This is a genomic window from Erwinia magellanica, assembly GCF_039023495.1.
Classification (GTDB): Bacteria; Pseudomonadota; Gammaproteobacteria; order Enterobacterales; family Enterobacteriaceae; genus Erwinia.
On record NZ_JBCHVC010000004.1, the window covers coordinates 447,899 to 465,255 of the forward strand.

At 54.5% G+C, this 17,357-nt stretch carries 15 protein-coding genes; 11 read left to right on the forward strand and 4 right to left on the reverse strand.

Annotated elements, in window-relative coordinates; genetic code table 11:
• Positions 1 to 154: 154 nt before the first annotated feature.
• Positions 155 to 931 carry a DeoR/GlpR family DNA-binding transcription regulator gene (locus tag AAH450_RS16550; RefSeq protein WP_342911184.1) on the forward strand — a complete coding sequence of 259 codons (777 nt, stop codon included), beginning with the start codon at positions 155 to 157 and terminating at the stop codon, positions 929 to 931.
• On the opposite strand, the gene AAH450_RS16555 is transcribed toward AAH450_RS16550, so the two are convergent.
• From AAH450_RS16555 to fdhD, 3 genes are read right to left on the reverse strand one after another with little or no spacing between them, the layout of a single operon-like run.
• Complete coding sequence (locus AAH450_RS16555) at positions 928 to 1,512, reverse strand: retron system putative HNH endonuclease (RefSeq protein WP_342911185.1); 585 nt, start codon at positions 1,510 to 1,512, stop codon at positions 928 to 930. The two genes, AAH450_RS16550 and AAH450_RS16555, sit on opposite strands and share 4 nt — an antisense overlap.
• Positions 1,513 to 1,522: 10 nt before the next feature.
• Positions 1,523 to 2,830 carry an AAA family ATPase gene (locus AAH450_RS16560; RefSeq protein WP_342911186.1) on the reverse strand — a complete coding sequence of 436 codons (1,308 nt, stop codon included), beginning with the start codon at positions 2,828 to 2,830 and terminating at the stop codon, positions 1,523 to 1,525.
• A 36-nt stretch (positions 2,831 to 2,866) separates the two neighbouring features.
• On the reverse strand, positions 2,867 to 3,661 hold the full coding sequence (gene fdhD, locus AAH450_RS16565) for a formate dehydrogenase accessory sulfurtransferase FdhD (protein WP_463322738.1): 795 nt from the start codon (positions 3,659 to 3,661) through the stop codon (positions 2,867 to 2,869).
• A 386-nt stretch (positions 3,662 to 4,047) separates the two neighbouring features.
• Between fdhD and fdnG the strand changes: the two genes are divergently transcribed.
• From fdnG to AAH450_RS16590, 5 genes are all read left to right on the forward strand, one after another.
• Complete coding sequence (gene fdnG, locus AAH450_RS16570; protein WP_342911188.1) at positions 4,048 to 7,098, forward strand: formate dehydrogenase-N subunit alpha; 3,051 nt, start codon at positions 4,048 to 4,050, stop codon at positions 7,096 to 7,098.
• 11 nt (positions 7,099 to 7,109) lie between these two features.
• Positions 7,110 to 8,006 (forward strand): formate dehydrogenase subunit beta, encoded by an 897-nt coding sequence (gene fdxH, locus AAH450_RS16575; protein WP_342911189.1) that lies wholly within the window; start codon positions 7,110 to 7,112, stop codon positions 8,004 to 8,006.
• The gene (fdoI, locus tag AAH450_RS16580) at positions 8,003 to 8,644 is read left to right on the forward strand and encodes a formate dehydrogenase cytochrome b556 subunit (protein WP_342911190.1); all 642 of its coding nucleotides are present in this window, start codon (positions 8,003 to 8,005) and stop codon (positions 8,642 to 8,644) included. The genes fdxH and fdoI overlap by 4 nt, the downstream gene beginning before the upstream one ends.
• Positions 8,644 to 9,567, forward strand: coding sequence for a formate dehydrogenase accessory protein FdhE (gene fdhE / locus AAH450_RS16585; protein WP_342911191.1), 924 nt, complete (start codon positions 8,644 to 8,646; stop codon positions 9,565 to 9,567). Before fdoI ends, fdhE begins: the two co-directional genes overlap by 1 nt.
• Positions 9,568 to 9,653: 86 nt before the next feature.
• Positions 9,654 to 10,265 carry a glutathione S-transferase gene (locus AAH450_RS16590; RefSeq protein ID WP_318788997.1) on the forward strand — a complete coding sequence of 204 codons (612 nt, stop codon included), beginning with the start codon at positions 9,654 to 9,656 and terminating at the stop codon, positions 10,263 to 10,265.
• Between the two features lie 126 nt (positions 10,266 to 10,391).
• On the opposite strand, the gene AAH450_RS16595 is transcribed toward AAH450_RS16590, so the two are convergent.
• On the reverse strand, positions 10,392 to 12,389 hold the full coding sequence (locus tag AAH450_RS16595) for an autotransporter outer membrane beta-barrel domain-containing protein (protein WP_463322739.1): 1,998 nt from the start codon (positions 12,387 to 12,389) through the stop codon (positions 10,392 to 10,394).
• 151 nt (positions 12,390 to 12,540) lie between these two features.
• On the opposite strand from AAH450_RS16595, the gene AAH450_RS16600 reads away from it, so the two are divergent.
• The 5 genes from AAH450_RS16600 (at position 12,541) to AAH450_RS16620 (ending at position 17,357) form a co-directional block, all read left to right on the forward strand.
• Entirely contained in the window at positions 12,541 to 13,104 is a 564-nt protein-coding gene (locus AAH450_RS16600; RefSeq protein ID WP_342911192.1) for a DNA-3-methyladenine glycosylase I, read from the forward strand.
• Between the two features lie 110 nt (positions 13,105 to 13,214).
• Positions 13,215 to 13,877: an OmpA family lipoprotein gene (locus AAH450_RS16605; protein ID WP_342911193.1), complete on the forward strand. Its 663-nt coding sequence runs from the start codon at positions 13,215 to 13,217 to the stop codon at positions 13,875 to 13,877.
• A gap of 215 nt (positions 13,878 to 14,092) precedes the next feature.
• Complete coding sequence (locus AAH450_RS16610) at positions 14,093 to 15,121, forward strand: LacI family DNA-binding transcriptional regulator (protein ID WP_342911194.1); 1,029 nt, start codon at positions 14,093 to 14,095, stop codon at positions 15,119 to 15,121.
• Between the two features lie 536 nt (positions 15,122 to 15,657).
• Positions 15,658 to 16,407: a sugar phosphate isomerase/epimerase family protein gene (locus AAH450_RS16615; RefSeq protein WP_342911195.1), complete on the forward strand. Its 750-nt coding sequence runs from the start codon at positions 15,658 to 15,660 to the stop codon at positions 16,405 to 16,407.
• Positions 16,404 to 17,357: a sugar kinase gene (locus AAH450_RS16620; RefSeq protein WP_342911196.1), complete on the forward strand. Its 954-nt coding sequence runs from the start codon at positions 16,404 to 16,406 to the stop codon at positions 17,355 to 17,357. Before AAH450_RS16615 ends, AAH450_RS16620 begins: the two co-directional genes overlap by 4 nt.

Here is a 17,357-nt window from a genome sequence, read left to right on the forward strand (position 1 = left end):
CGAAGTGAGGATGGGCGGGCAGAAGGCGCCTAACTCCCCTTATCATGGCAAAGTTTTGCTGGAATGCAACCAAATACACAAATACAATGAAATACACAATAAGAGGCCAGGGCACTCCGTGACGCCAGGCTCTTTTCATGGAAAAGGAAACGCTATGTTGCAGGAAACCCGCTTACATCGCATTCGCGCCCTGTTGACCACCCTGAACCACCTCAGCACCGAACGCATTGTCAGGGAACTGGGTATCTCCAGAGAAACTGCCAGAAGAGATATTATTGAGCTGGAGGCGATGGGGTTAGCCCGCCGCGTGCATGGCGGACTGATGGCGCTGAATGCAGAACCGGAACCGCCTCTTACCGTGCGTAGCGAAGTCAGGGCGAAAGAAAAGCGGGCCATTGCGCGGGCGGCCGCGCAGCGTCTGAAGCCGGGGCAAACGCTGTTTTTGGACGCAGGCAGCACCACAACGATGCTGGCAGAAGAGCTGAAAACCATGTCAGGTTTAACCATCATCACCAACAGCCTGAATGCGGCGCTCAAGCTCTCTGCGGCTGAGGAGCATGAGGCGCTGAATAACAGCATTATTCTGCTGGGCGGTAATATGCTTGCCGGGGCGCACGAGACGCGTGGCGAACTGACGGTGGGGGAGATCTACCGCTACCGCGCTGACGTGGCAATGTTGTCGCCGGTAGGAATTGACAGTAAAAAGGGTGCCAGCAGCTTTTATCCTCACGAAGCCGCCATTGCCCGCGCCATGGTACAGCAGTCCGCACAGCTGATTTTGCTGGCCGATCACAGCAAATTAGGGCTGACCAGCCGGATAAACTATGCCGATATCGGGCAGGTATCCCTGCTGATCACCGACAGCGGCGCGGCCACGCTTCCCGCTTTTGCTGCCCTGAAGAACAGTCTGGCAGAGGTAGTCCTGGCTTAAGGAGCAAGATAGTAGCGGTAAGGAAACTCATCTATATGCATTGTTTCGCCTACGGCCCGAAACTTTTTCAACTCTCTTATTCTTGCCTTTTTCCTGACTGGCAGGTTAAGTCCATAAACTTCTATAGTTTTTTCTGCTTTCAACCTGTGAAACTCGCTGGCATCAGGCGCAGGTTGCAGTTCCCCACTGCCATAATTGCAGATGAAGTAGTTTTCGAACTGGTAATCTTCTTCATCGGGCTTGATCAGCAGTTCATGGTATGTTTCCAACTTTTTGCTTTGGCAGACATCGCAGCAGGGAAACAAATTTTCCCAGGCAAATGCCTGTTCTGGGAAGCGACTTTTGGGACGAAAGTGTTCAATTGTTTCCCGCCCTTCACTTCCAATAAAGCCATCACAAAATGCGCAGTGGTGTTGCGTTGTAGCCTGCAAAGCAGTGCGGATATCTGCGTAACATGCTCTCGAATACCAGCGAAAAGTAGCGGCAGGATTTAATCGTCTGGCTGTGTTATAACGCTCTGTCCATTCAGATCCTCTGAGAGCCAGACAACGTGGCTGCTCTACCCGAATCATTTTCCTCATTCCCTGGCCCTTATCCTTTTAAGCGGCGTGCAATCTGCCGAAGTTCCATCTCAATAATTATTTCCAGCTCATCACCTCTCTCACGAATTTTATCGGCCAACATCATCAATTCACCATCGTCCTGAGGGTTTTGCAGATAAAAATCCCTACACTCTTTGAATCGTTTTAATAGTTGCTCAGTTTCCACATCAAATTGTTCGCTGACATCAAACACTTCTTCAAGGATAAGCTGATAACTTTTACCTGCGCCTGACTCAACTGGGGCAATCACTTCAGGGACAGAGGGATCACGACAAACTTTGCATTGCGGATCGGGCAAGCGGTAGACCCATGCATCTTCAACAGAGCCCACGACAAAAGGTGAATGAGTAGAAACAAAAACTTGTGCCTCAGGCAATAATTTTTGGATAGCAGGAAGAATACGACGCTGCCATTTAGGGTGGAGATGGATATCTACTTCATCGAGGAAAAGAATGACTGGCTGAGAAAAGATGTCCCCTTTCTCTTTCCATGTAATGGCTTCAAGACGTAATGACAAATCGGCCACCCATGAAATAATGGATTTTAATCCCTCCGGTAAGACCTCAAAACGCATCTCTTGCCCATCAACTATAGCAACCACCTCAAGCGGCTTTCTTTTCAGGCTAAAAGAGACGTTCAATGAGGAAACATCGAAAATAAACTCGCCAATTTTTTTCAAAGCATGTTGATAGTGTTCAGCTTCTTCAAGCTCATTCTCAGACAATGAAAGCGCATGCTTTGTGCGGTTATTAGCAATCCACTGGGCTAATACATCTATCCTGACAGTAGAGTTAAATGATAAGGCGTTCTCAAAGGGAGAGCATTCTACTTCTTTAATGGAATCGAGTCGAAACTGACCCTCACTGTTTCGGTTACCTGAATAGGCAAAAGCAGCAAAACTCACAGGGGAATTCGTTTTTTTATAAACACTATTTCGATAGTTATCAAGAAGGGTTGACGAGGAAAATGAGGCGATGCTGCCCGTGCCAGGGACTGGAGGCAAAGGCTCGTTGCCAAAGTATTTCAAATCAAGACCATCAAAGCGATAGTCAACCAGTCCGGTATTTCTGAAACGTTTTTTTATCAGTTCATTGTCAAAAGGGACAGAATCAAAAATTGCTGCCAGTGCATAGAGAAGGGTGCTTTTACCACAGCCGTTCGGGCCCGTAAAAATATGAATTTCGGCTTTATTGACATCCTGTCCGACCCTCTTGATTTTTGGAAAATCAAAATGTATATGCTCAAAAACACCGATGTCTTGCAAAGTGATACTTTCAATACGGTAAGGCTTTCGCATAATGTCACATCCCATGTGTCTAAAAGTCGCTCAATATTACACCAATCTCTGCGGATGCGTGTATACGGTGGCTCTTCCCGGTTTGCTGAAGCCCACCAGCGTCAGATTACTGCGCTCGGCTACTTCAACGGCCAGCTTCGTGGCGGCTGAGACGGCAAAGAGGATTTCGACGCCGCACATTGCGGATTTCTGCACCATCTCATAGCTGGCACGGCTGGAGACCAGCACCGCGCCCTGCTGCCACGCCGGCTGCTGGCTGCGTTGCCCCAGCAGCTTGTCTAGCGCCACATGCCGCCCGACATCTTCACAGCCTCCGGCCAGATTGCCGTCCGGCAGGATCCAGGCCGCAGCGTGCGTACAGCCGGTAAGCTGTCCGACCGGTTGGTAGCTTTTCAGCTGGGAAAGGGCTTCATCCAGCCGGGCAATCTCAAAGGTCTGGGTAAACGGCAGCGGCTGAATGGGTTTGCCAATCTCTTCCAGCTGCTCCACGCCGCAGACGCCGCAGCCCGTGCGCCCGGCCATCGCTCTGCGCTGCTCTTTCAGTCCCATAAAACGACGGCTGGAAAGCTCAACCTGAACCTCAATACCGCCGCAGGAGGGGTGAATATCGATGCCATAGATATCGGCAGGCGAGCTGATAATCCCTTCAGAGAGCGAGAAGCCCAGCGCGAACGCCTGCAAATCTTTGGGTGTGGCCATCATCACCACGTGCGAGATGCCGTTATAGACCAGCGCCACCGGAACCTCGTCGGCCAGCCAGTCATCCTCTGGCGTCTCCAGCGAACGGCGCTGCCGGACCTGTACCTGGCTTAACCCCGCGATCTCACTCATATTCCCACCGTTTTTATTCACCTGCATTTCACCTGTTATCACGACTCTTTAAAAAAGGCGGCCATGCTTTAATCATCTGCGTTCCAGCGCTTGCAAAGATTCTGAACCTGTCACCCGCTAATCACAATGGTTTAGCCGCTGCGGCAAGGCGAGACAGCACTTTCCAGGCCGGTAATGGAGGCTTGATCGGGAGAAAATCAGGAGAAAATTAAAACTTATCTTAAGCGACTGGTCGTTAAGAGGGCTTAACCGCAGGAGTGATAGCCAAAAGTAGTTAAATTGTTAATTGAACAGCAATAAACAGCTGACTTATTGATTACCATCAAATATTGCCCTTTTCAGCCTGTTATTTTGCGCATTCAAGGAACAAGAGTGAGCAGATAACAGTGAAAATGAACAGACGGAGCTTTTTTAAGATCTGTGCCGGAGGGATGGCCGGTACTTCTCTGACCTTATTAGGTTTTACGCCAACAGCAGCCCTGGCTTCGGTACGCGAATACAAATTACTGCGCAGTAAAGAGACCCGCAATAACTGTACCTACTGCTCTGTGGGCTGCGGCATGCTGATTTACAGCCTTGGCGACGGAGCAAAAAATGCCCACTCCTCCATTTATCATATTGAAGGGGACCCGGACCATCCGGTGAGCAGAGGCTCTCTGTGTCCGAAAGGCGCTGGCGTCCTGGATTACATTCACAGTGAACAACGGCTGAAATACCCGGAGTACCGTGCTCCGGGTTCCGATCGCTGGCAACGCATCAGCTGGGACGAAGCCTTCACGCGCATCGCCCGCCTGATGAAAAACGATCGCGATGCGAATTTCCAGATTAAAAACAGCGAGGGCACAACGGTAAACCGCTGGCTGACAACGGGCATGCTTTGCTCTTCCGCCGCCAGCAACGAAACCGGCCTGCTCGACCATAAATTTGCCCGCTCAATGGGCATGCTGGCGCTGGAAAACCAGGCAAGGCTCTGCCACGGCCCTACCGTGGCCGCGCTGGCGCCAAGCTTTGGCCGCGGTGCAATGACCAATAACTGGACCGATATCAAAAATGCCAACGTTATCCTCATTATGGGCGGCAATCCGGCAGAAGCTCACCCGGTAGGATTCAAATGGGTGGTGGAAGCGAAAACCCGCAACAATGCCACCGTCATTGTGGTTGACCCGCGCTTTAACCGCTCCGCCGCCGTGGCCGATATCTATGCGCCTCTGCGTGCAGGGAGCGATGCTGCTTTTCTGATGGGCGTGGTCAATTACCTGCTGGAACATGACAAGGTTCAGCATGAGTATGTAAAAGCTTATACCAATGCCGCGCTGATAATCAGTGAAGGCTATGGCTTCCGTGACGGGCTGTTTAGTGGCTACGACCAGGCCACACGTCAGTATGATAAAACCCGCTGGCACTATGAACTGGATGCAGCCGGCCATGCGAAGCGTGACGACTCGCTCACCCACCCGCGCTGCGTGTGGAATCTGCTGAAAGCGCACGCCAGCCGTTACACGCCTGAGCTGGTCAGCCGGATTTGCGGCACGCCACAAGAAGATTTTCTGGCTATCTGTCAGCAGCTCGCGACAACCTGTGTGCCGGATCGCACCACCAGCGTGCTTTATGCGCTCGGCTGGACGCATCACTCCAATGGCTCCCAGATCATACGGGCGGCCGCTATGATACAGCTGCTGTTAGGTAATATCGGGATGATTGGCGGGGGCATTAACGCGTTGCGCGGCCACTCTAACGTGCAGGGTTTTACCGATCTGGGACTCCTTTCCCAGAGTCTGCCGGGTTATCTCACGCTGCCTTCAGAAAAACAAACCACGCTGGAAGCATACCTGCAACAAACCACGCCAGCCATGCTGCTTCCGGACCAGGTTAACTACTGGCAGAACACCGCGAAGTTCTTTGTCAGCCTGATGAAAAGCTTCTACGGCGACAAGGCGCAGAAAGAGAACAGCTGGGGCTTTGACTGGCTGCCAAAGTGGGACAAAAGCTACGACTGTATGACCCAGGCCGAAATGATGGTTGAGGGAAAAATGAATGGCTATATCGTGCAGGGCTTTAACGCGCTGGCCGCCTTCCCGGACAAAAACAAAGCTTTCCGCGCCTTCTCCAACCTGAAATATCTGGTGGTGATCGATCCCCTGAGTACGGAAACGGCCAGCTTCTGGCAGCATCATGGCGAGTTTAACGACGTTAAGGCCAGTGAGATCCAGACAGAAGTATTCCGTCTGCCCTCTTCCTGTTTTGCGGAAGAAGAGGGGTCTGTCTCCAATTCCGCCCGCTGTTTGCAGTGGCACTGGGCCGCAGCCAGCCCGCCGGGCGAAGCGATGCATGACGGTAGAATCCTCGGCAATATCTATCTGCGTTTGCGCCAGCTCTACCGCGAGGAGGGCGGCGTGGCGGCTGAACCGCTGTTGGCGATGAGCTGGGATTACAGTGACCCGGCGTCACCTTCGCCTGAAGAAGTGGCGAAAGAGAGTAACGGCAAGGCACTGGCCGACGTTGTAGATGCGCAAGGCAAGCTGGTGCTGAAAAAAGGCCAGCAGCTCACCTCTTTTGCTGAGCTACGTGATGACGGGACCACCGCCAGTGCCTGCTGGATTTACGCCGGTAGCTGGACGCCTGCGGGCAACCAGATGGCCAGGCGCGACAATGCCGATCCGTCAGGGCTGGGGGCGGTGAACGACTGGGCCTGGGCCTGGCCGCTGAACCGGCGAATTCTCTATAACCGTGCTTCAGCCGATCCGCAGGGTAAAGCGTGGGATCCGCAGCGCAAACTTATCGAATGGAACGGTCAGCGCTGGGAAGGCCTGGACGTGCCGGATTACCCGGTAACGACGGCACCAGAAAAACAGAGTGGCCCGTTTATCATGCTGCCGGACGGCATGGGTCACCTGTTTGCGCTGGATAAACTCGGTGACGGCCCTTTCCCGGAGCACTACGAGCCGATGGAAAGCCCCACAGGCACTAACCCTCTGCACCCGGCTATGGTCTACAGTCCGGTAGCTCGCCTGTTCAGTCGTGACGCGGCGGCACTGGGTAAGGCAGATAAATTCCCCTTTGTCGCCACCACCTACTCCATTACTGAACTGTTCCGCCACTGGAGCAAACATGCCCGGCTGAATGCCATTGCCCAGCCCGAGCAGTTTGTTGAGATTGGCACAGAGCTGGCCAGAGCCAAAGGCATTAAGGCCGGAGATTGGGTAAAAGTCAGCTCACAGCGTGGTTACATTAAAGCTAAAGCAGTGGTAACCCGGCGTTTGCAGCAATTAACCATTGATGGTCAGCAGATCGATACCGTTGGTATCCCCTGCCATTGGGGATTTGAAGGGAGCGCCCGTAAAGGCTTTCTGGCCAACACGCTGACCCCGTCGGTGGGGGATGCCAATTCACAAACACCTGAATACAAAGCTTTTCTTGTTAACGTCGAGAGAGTGTAAAGGAATACGCTATGTCACTACAAAGTCAGAATATTCTCCGCCGTTCAGCAACGAACACCTTAACGCCGCCGCCGCAGGCGCGGGATCACCAGCAGGAGGTCGCAAAGCTTATTGATGTCACTACCTGTACAGGCTGTAAAGGCTGTCAGGTGGCCTGCTCAGAGTGGAATGACATCCGTGATGAAATCGGCCACAACTCCGGGGTGTATGACAACCCTGGAGATTTGAGCGCCAAATCCTGGACAGTGATGCGCTTCGCGGAGACAGAAGAGTACGGCAAGCTGGAATGGCTGATCCGCAAGGATGGCTGTATGCACTGTGCCGATCCCGGCTGCCTGAAAGCCTGTCCCGCAGAGGGAGCGATTATTCAGTACGCTAACGGCATCGTAGATTTTCAGTCGGAGCAGTGTATCGGCTGTGGGTACTGTATCGCTGGCTGTCCGTTCAACGTTCCGCGTCTGAATAAAGAGGACAACCGCGCCTATAAATGCACACTTTGCGTCGATCGGGTCGCTGTCGGCCAGGAGCCAGCCTGTGTGAAAACCTGCCCAACCGGCGCGCTGCACTTTGGCAGCAAAGAGGAGATGAAGCAGCTGGCAGCGGAGCGCATTCGTGAGTTGAAAAGCCGGGGCTATGCCCATGCAGGGCTTTACGATCCGCAGGGCGTGGGCGGCACACACGTAATGTATGTGCTTCATCACGCCGATAAACCGCAGCTCTATCACGGTTTGCCAGACGATCCCGGCATCAGTCCGGCGGTCACCTTCTGGAAAGGGATCTGGAAACCGCTGGCAGCGATTGGCTTTGCCGCCACCTTTGCTGCCAGCATTTTTCACTATGTCGGCGTCGGGCCGAACCGGGTGGAAGAAGATGAGGAAGAAGCCCATGATAAGGAGGATCGGCAATGAAAAAGCACCCCATTCAGCGCTACAGTGCGCCAGAGCGGATTAACCACTGGATTGTGGCGTTCTGTTTTCTCTTTGCGGCCCTGAGCGGCCTGGGGTTTTTCTTCCCCTCGTTTAACTGGCTGCTGCAAGTGCTGGGGACGCCACAGCTGGCGCGCATCCTGCATCCCTTTATTGGCGTGGTGATGTTTGCTGCCTTTTTACTGATGTTTTTCCGCTACTGGCGACATAACCTGATCGAACGCGAGGATCTGCTCTGGGCGAAAAATATTTATAAAATTGTGCAAAACAGCGAAGTTGGGGATACCGGGCGCTATAATTTTGGTCAGAAGTGCGTATTTTGGGCTGCTATCCTTAGCTTAGTGCTGTTACTGGCAAGCGGTGTGGTGATCTGGCGGCCTTACTTTGCGGGTGCCTTTGCCATCCCTGTTATTCGCTTCGCTCTGGTGGTGCACTCCGTTTCGGCAGTGGCTTTAATTATCGTGATCATGGTGCATATCTATGCTGCACTGTGGATAAAAGGGACGATTACTGCGATGGTTGAAGGCTGGGTTACCCCCGCCTGGGCGAAAAAGCATCATCCGCGCTGGTATCGTGCCGTACGCGCGCGGCACCCAAAACCACAGGAAAAACGTCCCTGATGAGTATTCGCATAATCCCGCAGAACCAGTTGGAAAAAAGCGACCAGAAAACGGCGGAGCAGATCCCGCCGTTACTTTTCCCCAGGCTGAAAAATTTATACAGCCGCCGTGCTGCAAGGCTGAGGCAGCTGGCAGAGAAAAATCCGCTGGGTGACTATCTGCGCTTTGCCGCCGTGGTCGCCAGCGCGCAGGAAATCGTGCTGTACGATCATCCTTTGCAGATGGATCTCTATGCCAGACTGGTAGAAACGGCTGCCACCGGCAAGCCGCCGCTGGATATCCATACGCTGCCGCGGGATCCGCACTGGCAGCGTCTTCTTAGCTCGCTGATTGCTGAGATGAAACCGGAGATGACTGGCCAGGCATTAGCTTCGCTGGAAAACCTGGAAAAAGCCTCGGCTGCCGAGCTGGAAACCCTGGCCAGCGCGCTGTTTGCCAATGATTTTGCGCAGATCAGCAGTGATAAATCGCCGTTTATCTGGGCCGCGCTGTCGATATACTGGGCGCAGATGGCCGCACTGATCCCCGGAAAAGCGCGGGCTGAATATGGCGAACAGCGGCAGTTCTGTCCCGTTTGCGCCAGCGTACCGGTCGCCAGCGTGGTGCATATGGGCAGCCAGGAGGGTCTGCGCTACCTGCACTGCAACCTTTGCGAAAGCGAATGGTATGTGGTGCGCTCAAAATGCAGTAACTGCGAACAGACGGGCGATCTGCACTACTGGTCGCTGGAGAGTGAGCTGGCATCGATCAAAGCGGAAAGCTGTGGCGACTGCGGCACCTATCTGAAGCTGCTCTATCAGGAAAAGGACCCGGCGGTGGAGCCGGTAGCGGACGATCTGGCATCCCTGATCCTGGACGCCCGCATGGAACAGGAAGGGTTTGCCCGTAGCAGCCTGAACCCCTTCCTGTTTCCGGGAGAATGAGGCGCTCTTTCGCCGGACATGCCTGTCTGGTGCTACCATCTTGCAGATAAGATCGATAACGATCGGTCAAAACAGGGGAATGCAGCATGAAATTAATTGGCACCTATACCAGCCCTTTTGTTCGTAAAATTTCCGTCATCATGCTGGAAAAAGGCATTACTTTTGAGTTTATAAACGAGAATCCCTGGGGTGAGGAGAGCCACGTTCCCGGCTATAATCCGCTGGGTAAAATTCCGGCGCTGGTAACCGGCCCGGAAGAGACCTGGTATGACTCCCATATCATTGCCGCTTACCTTGAGCAGCTGGATATTGCCCCTGCGCTGCTTCCGACCGAAAAAATGGCGGCGTTGAAAGTCCTGCAACTGGAAGCGCTGGCGGATGGTATTGGCGATGCGGCAGTGATCCTACTGCGTGAACAGATGCGTCCGCCTGAGTTGCAGATGGAAGCGCAGCTGCTGCGCCAGCGCGAGAAAATTCAGCGCGGGCTGGATGCGCTGGAAAAAGAGGCGGCGAAGGGTACCGTGCTGAACAGCGATACGCTGAATCTGGCGGATATCGCCACCGCCTGCCTGATTGGCTTCCTGAATTTCCGCCGTATTGTGCCGGGCTGGTGCGTGGAGCGTCCGGCGCTGATCAAACTGGCTGAAAAGATGTTTGAACGGGAAAGCTTCGCCCGTACCGTTCCCCCAACCGCCTGATTTGTAGAAAACTATTCTCTTTTCACTGCTGGTGATGGATGCAGGGTGATAAAAGTTGACGGGAAACGTCATACAGACCTCAGCGCCACCGCCCGGAAAGCCGGTGGCGCTGTTTTTCACCTGCGTTCAGAAACGTGCGCTGACGCCCAGGTTATACATAAACTGCTCGCCCGAGCTTAACCCACCGGTTTGCGAAACCGAGGCAAAGGCTGCCACGCTGTCGCCAAGCGGAACGTGCGCCCCCAGGGTGACGTCTACCCAGTTGGTGTCCTGCTCTGCCGAGTCGCGGCTGAAAGAGGTTTGCGTGGATTTCAGTCCACCTCCTGCCCGCCAGACGTTATCGCCAAACTGATGGTTATAGCTGACCTCTGCCCAGGGGTTGATCCAGCCCAGCTGTGAATCCATCCGCCAGCCCAGCGCGCCAATCCGGGAGTGATAATTCTGATCGTCAAAGCGCATAGCGGTGCTGCTGTTACCCTGCTCCTGATACCCCTCCACCGAACTGTAATCCAGTGCATATTGCGCCATCGGGCCGGTGGTAAGCGCGGCGTTAATGGGGAAATCCCACCCTGTCGTGATACGTGCGCCCCACTGCGTGCCGTCGGTTTCGCCACTTTCAGTACGGGTGGCGGGGCCAAGCGTCACGCTGCGTTTAATGCTGTCGTAACTGGCAGAAGCGTAATGCACATCGGTATTCACCCAGCCGCCATCGAAGAACGCTATTTCGCTGTAAGCGGCGGCCAGCCAGCCGCGCATCTTATAGTCATAATGCGGCGTGGGCTGCTGATTATCCCTGGAGCCGGAGACCAGCGCGCCCACCAGCCAGCTATCGGTAAGCTGATAGTCGACGCCCAGCGTCAGGTTGTGAGTGGTGGCGTCACCCTCTCCGGCAGCAAGATTGCCGCTATATTCATAGTGCTGACCAGCATAGCCGCCGTAAACGCTGAGTGAACCCTGCGGGTTGTCAGCGTGACGCTGCTGCTGTAGGCGGCTGTCCAGCGTTGCGCGGGCATCACGTGACATCGCCAGCGTGGCCTGATTCAGCGCGACAACCTGCGCCGGGGCATCCAGCACCGACTGGATATAATCTGCAATCAGTAAGTGGGTTGCCGGGCTGGGATGCAAACGGTCAGCAAACAGAAAGGCCTGCTGGCCTGAAAAGCCCGGCGTTGTGGTGGAGGAGCAGGCTGCTGCCGAAACGCCCGGCGGACAGGCCATTCCCGCCGTATTGGTCAGCCCGTAACGGGCCGGATCGCTAAGTACTTCGTTAAACAGGCCATTGATATCCACACGCACGATATTGCCGCCCCGCTGCGCCAGCAGGGTATCTTCCTGCTGGTTATAGCTGTTTGTCAGCGCGCCGGCCTGAGCACTCAGCGTTTGCCAGGCTTCATAGAGCTGGCTGGCGATAGCCTCCCGCAAAGCGGTGACCGTTGTCAGCTGCCCGGCAGCGGCAGACAACGCTTCTCTGATCGCCTGGTGGCGGGCATCCTGGCTGAGTGTGGTCTGGCTGTTAAGAGAGGAGAAAGCCGCTGCAAGGGCGGCGTTGGCAACCGGTGCCAGACCTGCCTGAATGACCGCTTCGAGTAAGGCTGGCGTGGAACCAATGTTGGGTACCGTGGGGACAATAACGGTCTCGGCGCCCGCCGCCAGCAAAGCCTGTACCTGTCTGGCCGCGGCAAAAGCGCTGTTGCTGACAATATCGTTTGCGGCAAGGGGATTAAGCGCCGCTGCGGCCAGGTCATTTCCGCCAATCCAGTGAACATAGAGTCCCTCTGCGTCTGCCCGACCACCGTTCGCGGTCAGATAGTCGCTGACCTGGTCAGCACTATTATCAACAGGATTGAGCTGCGGCACGGCCACCGCATCGCCTGCGGCGTAATTGGTGCCGCCCTGGTCAGAAGGGCGTAAAGCGTAATTTATTTTGGCTGCCAGAATATCGTCATACAGGGGATGCTGACTGCCGTCCCAGGTGTAGCGGCCATTGTTGCCGCTGTCACTCAGGCTGTCGCCAAATACATAGAGCCGATCCCAGCTTAATGCCGGGCTGGTGCTACAGAGGTAACAGGCCATCCACGCCGCCCCAAAGGTCAGGCGACGGATGCCAGTGCGTTTCTCAGACATAAAATGACTCCGGAATAGAGCCTGAAAGCGGCGAACGGTTATTATTGAATTTATTTTCAGTTCTTAATGTGAGTTAACTATTGCCTGGATAGCGATAACGTCAAGGCAGGCTTGCTTATTTTTTCAGCGAATCAGATAAAGGAGATTGACTATGCAGCGATGCGGCTGGGTTACCCAGGACCCGCTCTATCTCGCCTATCACGATAATGAGTGGGGCGTTGCGGTAACCGACAGACGGGAGCTGTTTGAAATGATGTGTCTGGAGGGGCAAATGGCGGGGCTTTCCTGGTTTACGGTACTGAAAAAGCGTGAAAACTATCGTAATGCCTTCCATCATTTTGAACCACAGAGCGTGGCGTTAATGAACGATGCCGATGTGGACAGACTGATGCAGGAGAGCGGGATCATTCGTCATCGTGGAAAAATTTCAGCCATTATCTCTAATGCCCGCGCCCTGCTGGCCATGGAAGAGAATGGCGAAACCTTTAACAGCTGGATTTGGGATTTTGTCGGTAATGAACAGCAAATCCACCAACATGAGGATTATCGAACGGCACCAACCTTTAGCGCGGTATCAGACGCCCTTTCTAAGGCGTTAAAAAAGCGGGGTTTTAAATTTGTTGGTACAACCACCTGTTATTCATTTATGCAGGCTTGTGGGCTGATCAACGACCATGTGACCGGCTGCTTTCGCCATCCTGATAATCTGAAGTAGCGTCTCTTTACACTTTAAGAGCAAAGCACCGTTTTTTTTCCACAGTTCATCGGCATAATCGGGGTTTTACGGGTAATTTTACCCGCCGTTGTGGATGAAAAGGAACCCCAATGAAAAAGCGTTATATCACCCTTGCTCTGGTTTTGAGCGGCACACTTGCCCTGTCAGGCTGTACCACCAACCCTTATACCGGCGAGCGTGAAGCTGGCAAATCCGGCATCGGTGCCGGTCTGGGCGCCGCGCTGGGCGCTGGCGTAGGCGTGCTCTCTTCCTCGAAGAAAGATCGCGGTAAAGGGGCGCTGATCGGTGCAGCGGCCGGTGCGGCCCTGGGCGGCAGTGCCGGTTATTATATGGATGTGCAGGAAGCCAAGCTGCGCGACAAAATGAAGGGAACCGGCGTTAGCGTTACGCGTGAAGGCAATAATATCGTGCTGAACATGCCGAACAATGTGACCTTCGACAGCAGCAGCAGTACGCTGAAACCGGCGGGCGCCAATACGCTGACTGGCGTGGCAATGGTACTGAAAGAGTACCCTAAAACAGCTGTTAACGTGGCGGGCTATACCGACAGTACCGGCACGCGCCAGCTCAACATGACGCTGTCGCAACAGCGTGCAGATAGCGTGGGCAGCTCCCTGATTAGCCAGGGCGTTGCGGCTAACCGCATCCGCACTACCGGTATGGGCCCGGATAACCCGATTGCCTCTAACAGCACTACTGAAGGTAAAGCGCAGAACCGCCGCGTGGAAATTACCCTCAGCCCTTTACAGTAATCTCTTCTGCCGGGCCGCTGACGTGGCCCGGTTGCTTCCCCCCTCTTCTGAATCGCTTTATCTTCCGCGTCTCCTTGTTCAAAGGTGGGCTGACTGACACTTATGCTTTATGATGGCCCGACCGGCTCTCAGCGAACCATGGCTATCTCAGGGTATTCAGGCCAGAACAGGCTGAAGCTACGCTTTTCCTGACTTTTAATGTTTTGAGGATCGCTATGAACCGTCAGGCTGCACGAGCCACCATCAGCGACGTTGCCAGAGCGGCAAAAACCGGTAAAACCAGCGTCTCGCGTTACCTGAACGGCGAGCAGCACGCCCTTTCAGCTGATTTAAAGCAGCGGATTGAAACCGCTATTGCCGAACTCAACTACCGTCCAAGCCAGATGGCGCGGGGCCTGAAGCGAGGCCGCACCCGCTTAATCGGTCTGATCATTGCAGACATCACCAATCCTTACTCTGTAGATGTGATGAGTGGCATTGAAGCAGCCTGCCGCGCCAGGGGCTTCACCCTGCTGATGTGTAACACCAATAACGAAGTGGATCAGGAACAGCACTACCTCAATCTGCTGAGCAGTTATCAGGTGGAAGGTATTGTGGTTAATGCGGTTGGTATGCGCGAAGAAGCGCTGAGTTATCTTCAGCAATCATTACTGCCGATGGTGCTGATCGACCGCAAAATCCCGGATTTTCCCTGCGACGTCGTGGGTCTGGATAACAGTGAAGCGAGCATTCAGGTTACCACTCATCTGATTGAGCAGGATTTTCAGGCGGTACTGTTTGTTACTGAACCGCTGGGGCTGGTCAATACGCGTCATGAACGCCTCCAGGCTTTTAAAAACACCATGGCACAGCATCCTGAACGCTTTGCCGGACAGGCAGAAGTCGCACTTAATGATGCAGCGATGATGGACAGCGTGCTGCACGCATTTTACCAGCAGCACCGCGATCAACGCTGCGCGATAATTGTGGTGAATGGCGCATTAACGCTACAGGTGGCGCGTTCGCTGAAAAGGCTTGAGCTGGCGTGGGGCGAGCAGATCGGTCTGCTGGGCTTTGATGAGCTGGAGTGGTCTGAACTGGCAGGTGTGGGGATCACAACCCTAAAGCAGCCCACCTGGAATATGGGTTACGCCGCGCTGGAACAGGTTATCCGCCGTATTGAAGGAGAGACCACGCCGCCCGTTGAGCGCACATTTTCCGGCGAGCTGATTGTTCGTGGCTCCACAAAGCACGTAAAAAAATAGTCGGTTATGGCGTGCCTGGGGCAACCTGTTAATCAACATCCCTGAAATGTCGCTCCCTGAGATTACCCTGGCGCCTTTCACCAGTAGGGAGGCCTTTTACGGCTTTTTCGCGAAAAACAGCAGGCAGAATGCCAGCTTGATAGCGGAGCAATCGCCTGCGGTCAGAGCCTGTTTCTTTTAGCCATTCCGGATGTTACCCGTTACCAGTCATCCGTCACTTGTCACCTGTTACCCGTCACTTGTCACCCGTCACCTGTTACCCGTCACTTGTCACCCGTCACTTGTCACCCGTCACTTGTCACCCTTCACCCTTCACCCTTCACCCTTCACCCTTCACCCTTCACCAGTATGCCTGACCCTTTCACCACTAAAACGCTTTCCGCTGGCTCACTTCCCCCCTTTTTCAGACCATCCCCTGGAATTAATTGTTCACATCGTGAGCGCGATCATAAATTCACACTCTGCCCCTTTGCATTGGAACCGGTTCCATTTAACGTTTTTATAACGTCGAGGCCACCCCGAGCCTGGAGGACCCCATGAAAAGTGAAGTGATAGTGGTAACGGCGGCCTATGGCCGCGAGCAGATTGCCGCGCTGGGCGGCCAGCAGGCGGTGATACCGACAGTGTCCGCAGCTGGCGCGGATGGCGTGGAGATCCGTCGTGAACTCTTTAATGAGAAAGAGCTGGAAAACCTTTCCGGGCTGGGTAAAACCATCGCGGAAGCGGGGCTGGTGGCGTTCTATTCCATTCCGGAAGCGCTGTTTACCGAAGCGGGTGAACTCAACCCTGACCTCGATCGCCACCTTGCCGAAGCCGGACAATTACTGGCCCAGCGACTAAAATATTCTCTGGGACATTACCGTCCCGGCTTTGATAGTGCCGGCCTGCGCGAAAAACTGACCGGGCAGCCCTTTCAGCTGGTGGTAGAGAACGATCAGACTGAATGCGGCAAACTCAGCGCGCTGAAGCATTACTTCCAGGACGGCGGCGAAACAGGAACCAGCATGACGTTCGATATGGGCAACTGGCTGTGGGTGGGCGACGACCCGATTGCAGCCGCAGAATGTCTTACTCCGTACGTCAGTTATATCCACGTGAAAGCGGCCAGGCGCGAGGGAAATGGCTGGCATGCTGTTGCCCTGGACGAGGCTGATAACCTGTGGCGGCAAACGCTGGCGCTGCTGCCTGCTGGCGTGCCACGCGGAATCGAATTTCCGCTGGAAGGTGACGACCTGGTTGCGGTGACCCGCCATTACGTTGAACTGTTGCGAGAGGAAAAACCATGAGTCTGCATGAAAACGGCACGCTGGACGCCATCACCATAGGCGAAGCGATGGCGATGTTTGTCGCCACCCAGCCGGGCGATCTGGCAGCGGCGGAACAGTTTGTAAAGCGTATTGCCGGGGCCGAGCTGAATGTGGCTATAGGACTGGCCAGACTGGGCCTGAAGGTAGGCTGGGTCAGCCGCGTAGGCGATGATTCCTTTGGCCGCTTTACCCTGCAACAGCTGGAAAAAGAGCAGGTCGATCATCGTCAGGTGACCACCGATCAACGCTACGCCACCGGCTTTCAGCTGAAATCCAAGGTGGATGACGGTTCCGATCCGCTGGTGGAGTATTTTCGTAAAGGCTCGGCCGCCAGCCACCTTTCGCCCGATGACTTCAACCGTGACTATTTTGGCTCAGCACGCCATCTGCACCTGAGCGGCGTAGCCGCCGCCCTCTCCGAAACCTCCCTTGCGCTCTCTAAACATGCGGCAAAAGAGATGAAGGTGATGGGGAAAACAATCTCCTTCGATCCCAATCTTCGCCCGGTACTGTGGCCAAACGAGCGTGAGATGGTGAAACAGCTGAATACGCTGGCCAGCTTTGCGGACTGGGTTTTACCCGGTATCAGCGAAGGGAAAATATTAACCGGGCACGATCAGCCTGAAGCCATTGCTGATTTCTATCTGGAAAGAGGCGTGAAAGCGGTAATTGTGAAAACCGGCTGCGACGGTGCCTGGTATAAAACCGCTGAGGGCGAAAAAGGCCAGGTGGAAGCGATTAAAACCAACAACGTGGTGGACACGGTTGGTGCTGGCGATGGCTTTGCCGTTGGCGTGATCAGTGCGCTGCTGGAAGGCAAAACGCTGCCCGACGCTATCCGGCGCGGCAATAAAATTGGTTCACTGGCCATACAGGTCATCGGCGACAGCGAAGGGCTGCCAACGCGCGCTGAACTGGGCGATTTCTGA

Bases quoted from the DNA above. Each gene is read 5' to 3' on its own strand.
- AAH450_RS16550 (WP_342911184.1), top strand. From the start codon at position 155: ATGTTGCAGGAAACCCGCTTACATCGCATTCGCGCCCTGTTGACCACC.
- AAH450_RS16555 (WP_342911185.1), bottom strand. From the start codon at position 1,512: ATGAGGAAAATGATTCGGGTAGAGCAGCCACGTTGTCTGGCTCTCAGA.
- AAH450_RS16560 (WP_342911186.1), bottom strand. From the start codon at position 2,830: ATGCGAAAGCCTTACCGTATTGAAAGTATCACTTTGCAAGACATCGGT.
- fdhD (WP_463322738.1), bottom strand. From the start codon at position 3,661: ATGAGTGAGATCGCGGGGTTAAGCCAGGTACAGGTCCGGCAGCGCCGT.
- fdxH (WP_342911189.1), top strand. From the start codon at position 7,110: ATGTCACTACAAAGTCAGAATATTCTCCGCCGTTCAGCAACGAACACC.
- fdoI (WP_342911190.1), top strand. From the start codon at position 8,003: ATGAAAAAGCACCCCATTCAGCGCTACAGTGCGCCAGAGCGGATTAAC.
- fdhE (WP_342911191.1), top strand. From the start codon at position 8,644: ATGAGTATTCGCATAATCCCGCAGAACCAGTTGGAAAAAAGCGACCAG.
- AAH450_RS16590 (WP_318788997.1), top strand. From the start codon at position 9,654: ATGAAATTAATTGGCACCTATACCAGCCCTTTTGTTCGTAAAATTTCC.
- AAH450_RS16595 (WP_463322739.1), bottom strand. From the start codon at position 12,389: ATGTCTGAGAAACGCACTGGCATCCGTCGCCTGACCTTTGGGGCGGCG.
- AAH450_RS16600 (WP_342911192.1), top strand. From the start codon at position 12,541: ATGCAGCGATGCGGCTGGGTTACCCAGGACCCGCTCTATCTCGCCTAT.
- AAH450_RS16605 (WP_342911193.1), top strand. From the start codon at position 13,215: ATGAAAAAGCGTTATATCACCCTTGCTCTGGTTTTGAGCGGCACACTT.
- AAH450_RS16610 (WP_342911194.1), top strand. From the start codon at position 14,093: ATGAACCGTCAGGCTGCACGAGCCACCATCAGCGACGTTGCCAGAGCG.
- AAH450_RS16615 (WP_342911195.1), top strand. From the start codon at position 15,658: ATGAAAAGTGAAGTGATAGTGGTAACGGCGGCCTATGGCCGCGAGCAG.
- AAH450_RS16620 (WP_342911196.1), top strand. From the start codon at position 16,404: ATGAGTCTGCATGAAAACGGCACGCTGGACGCCATCACCATAGGCGAA.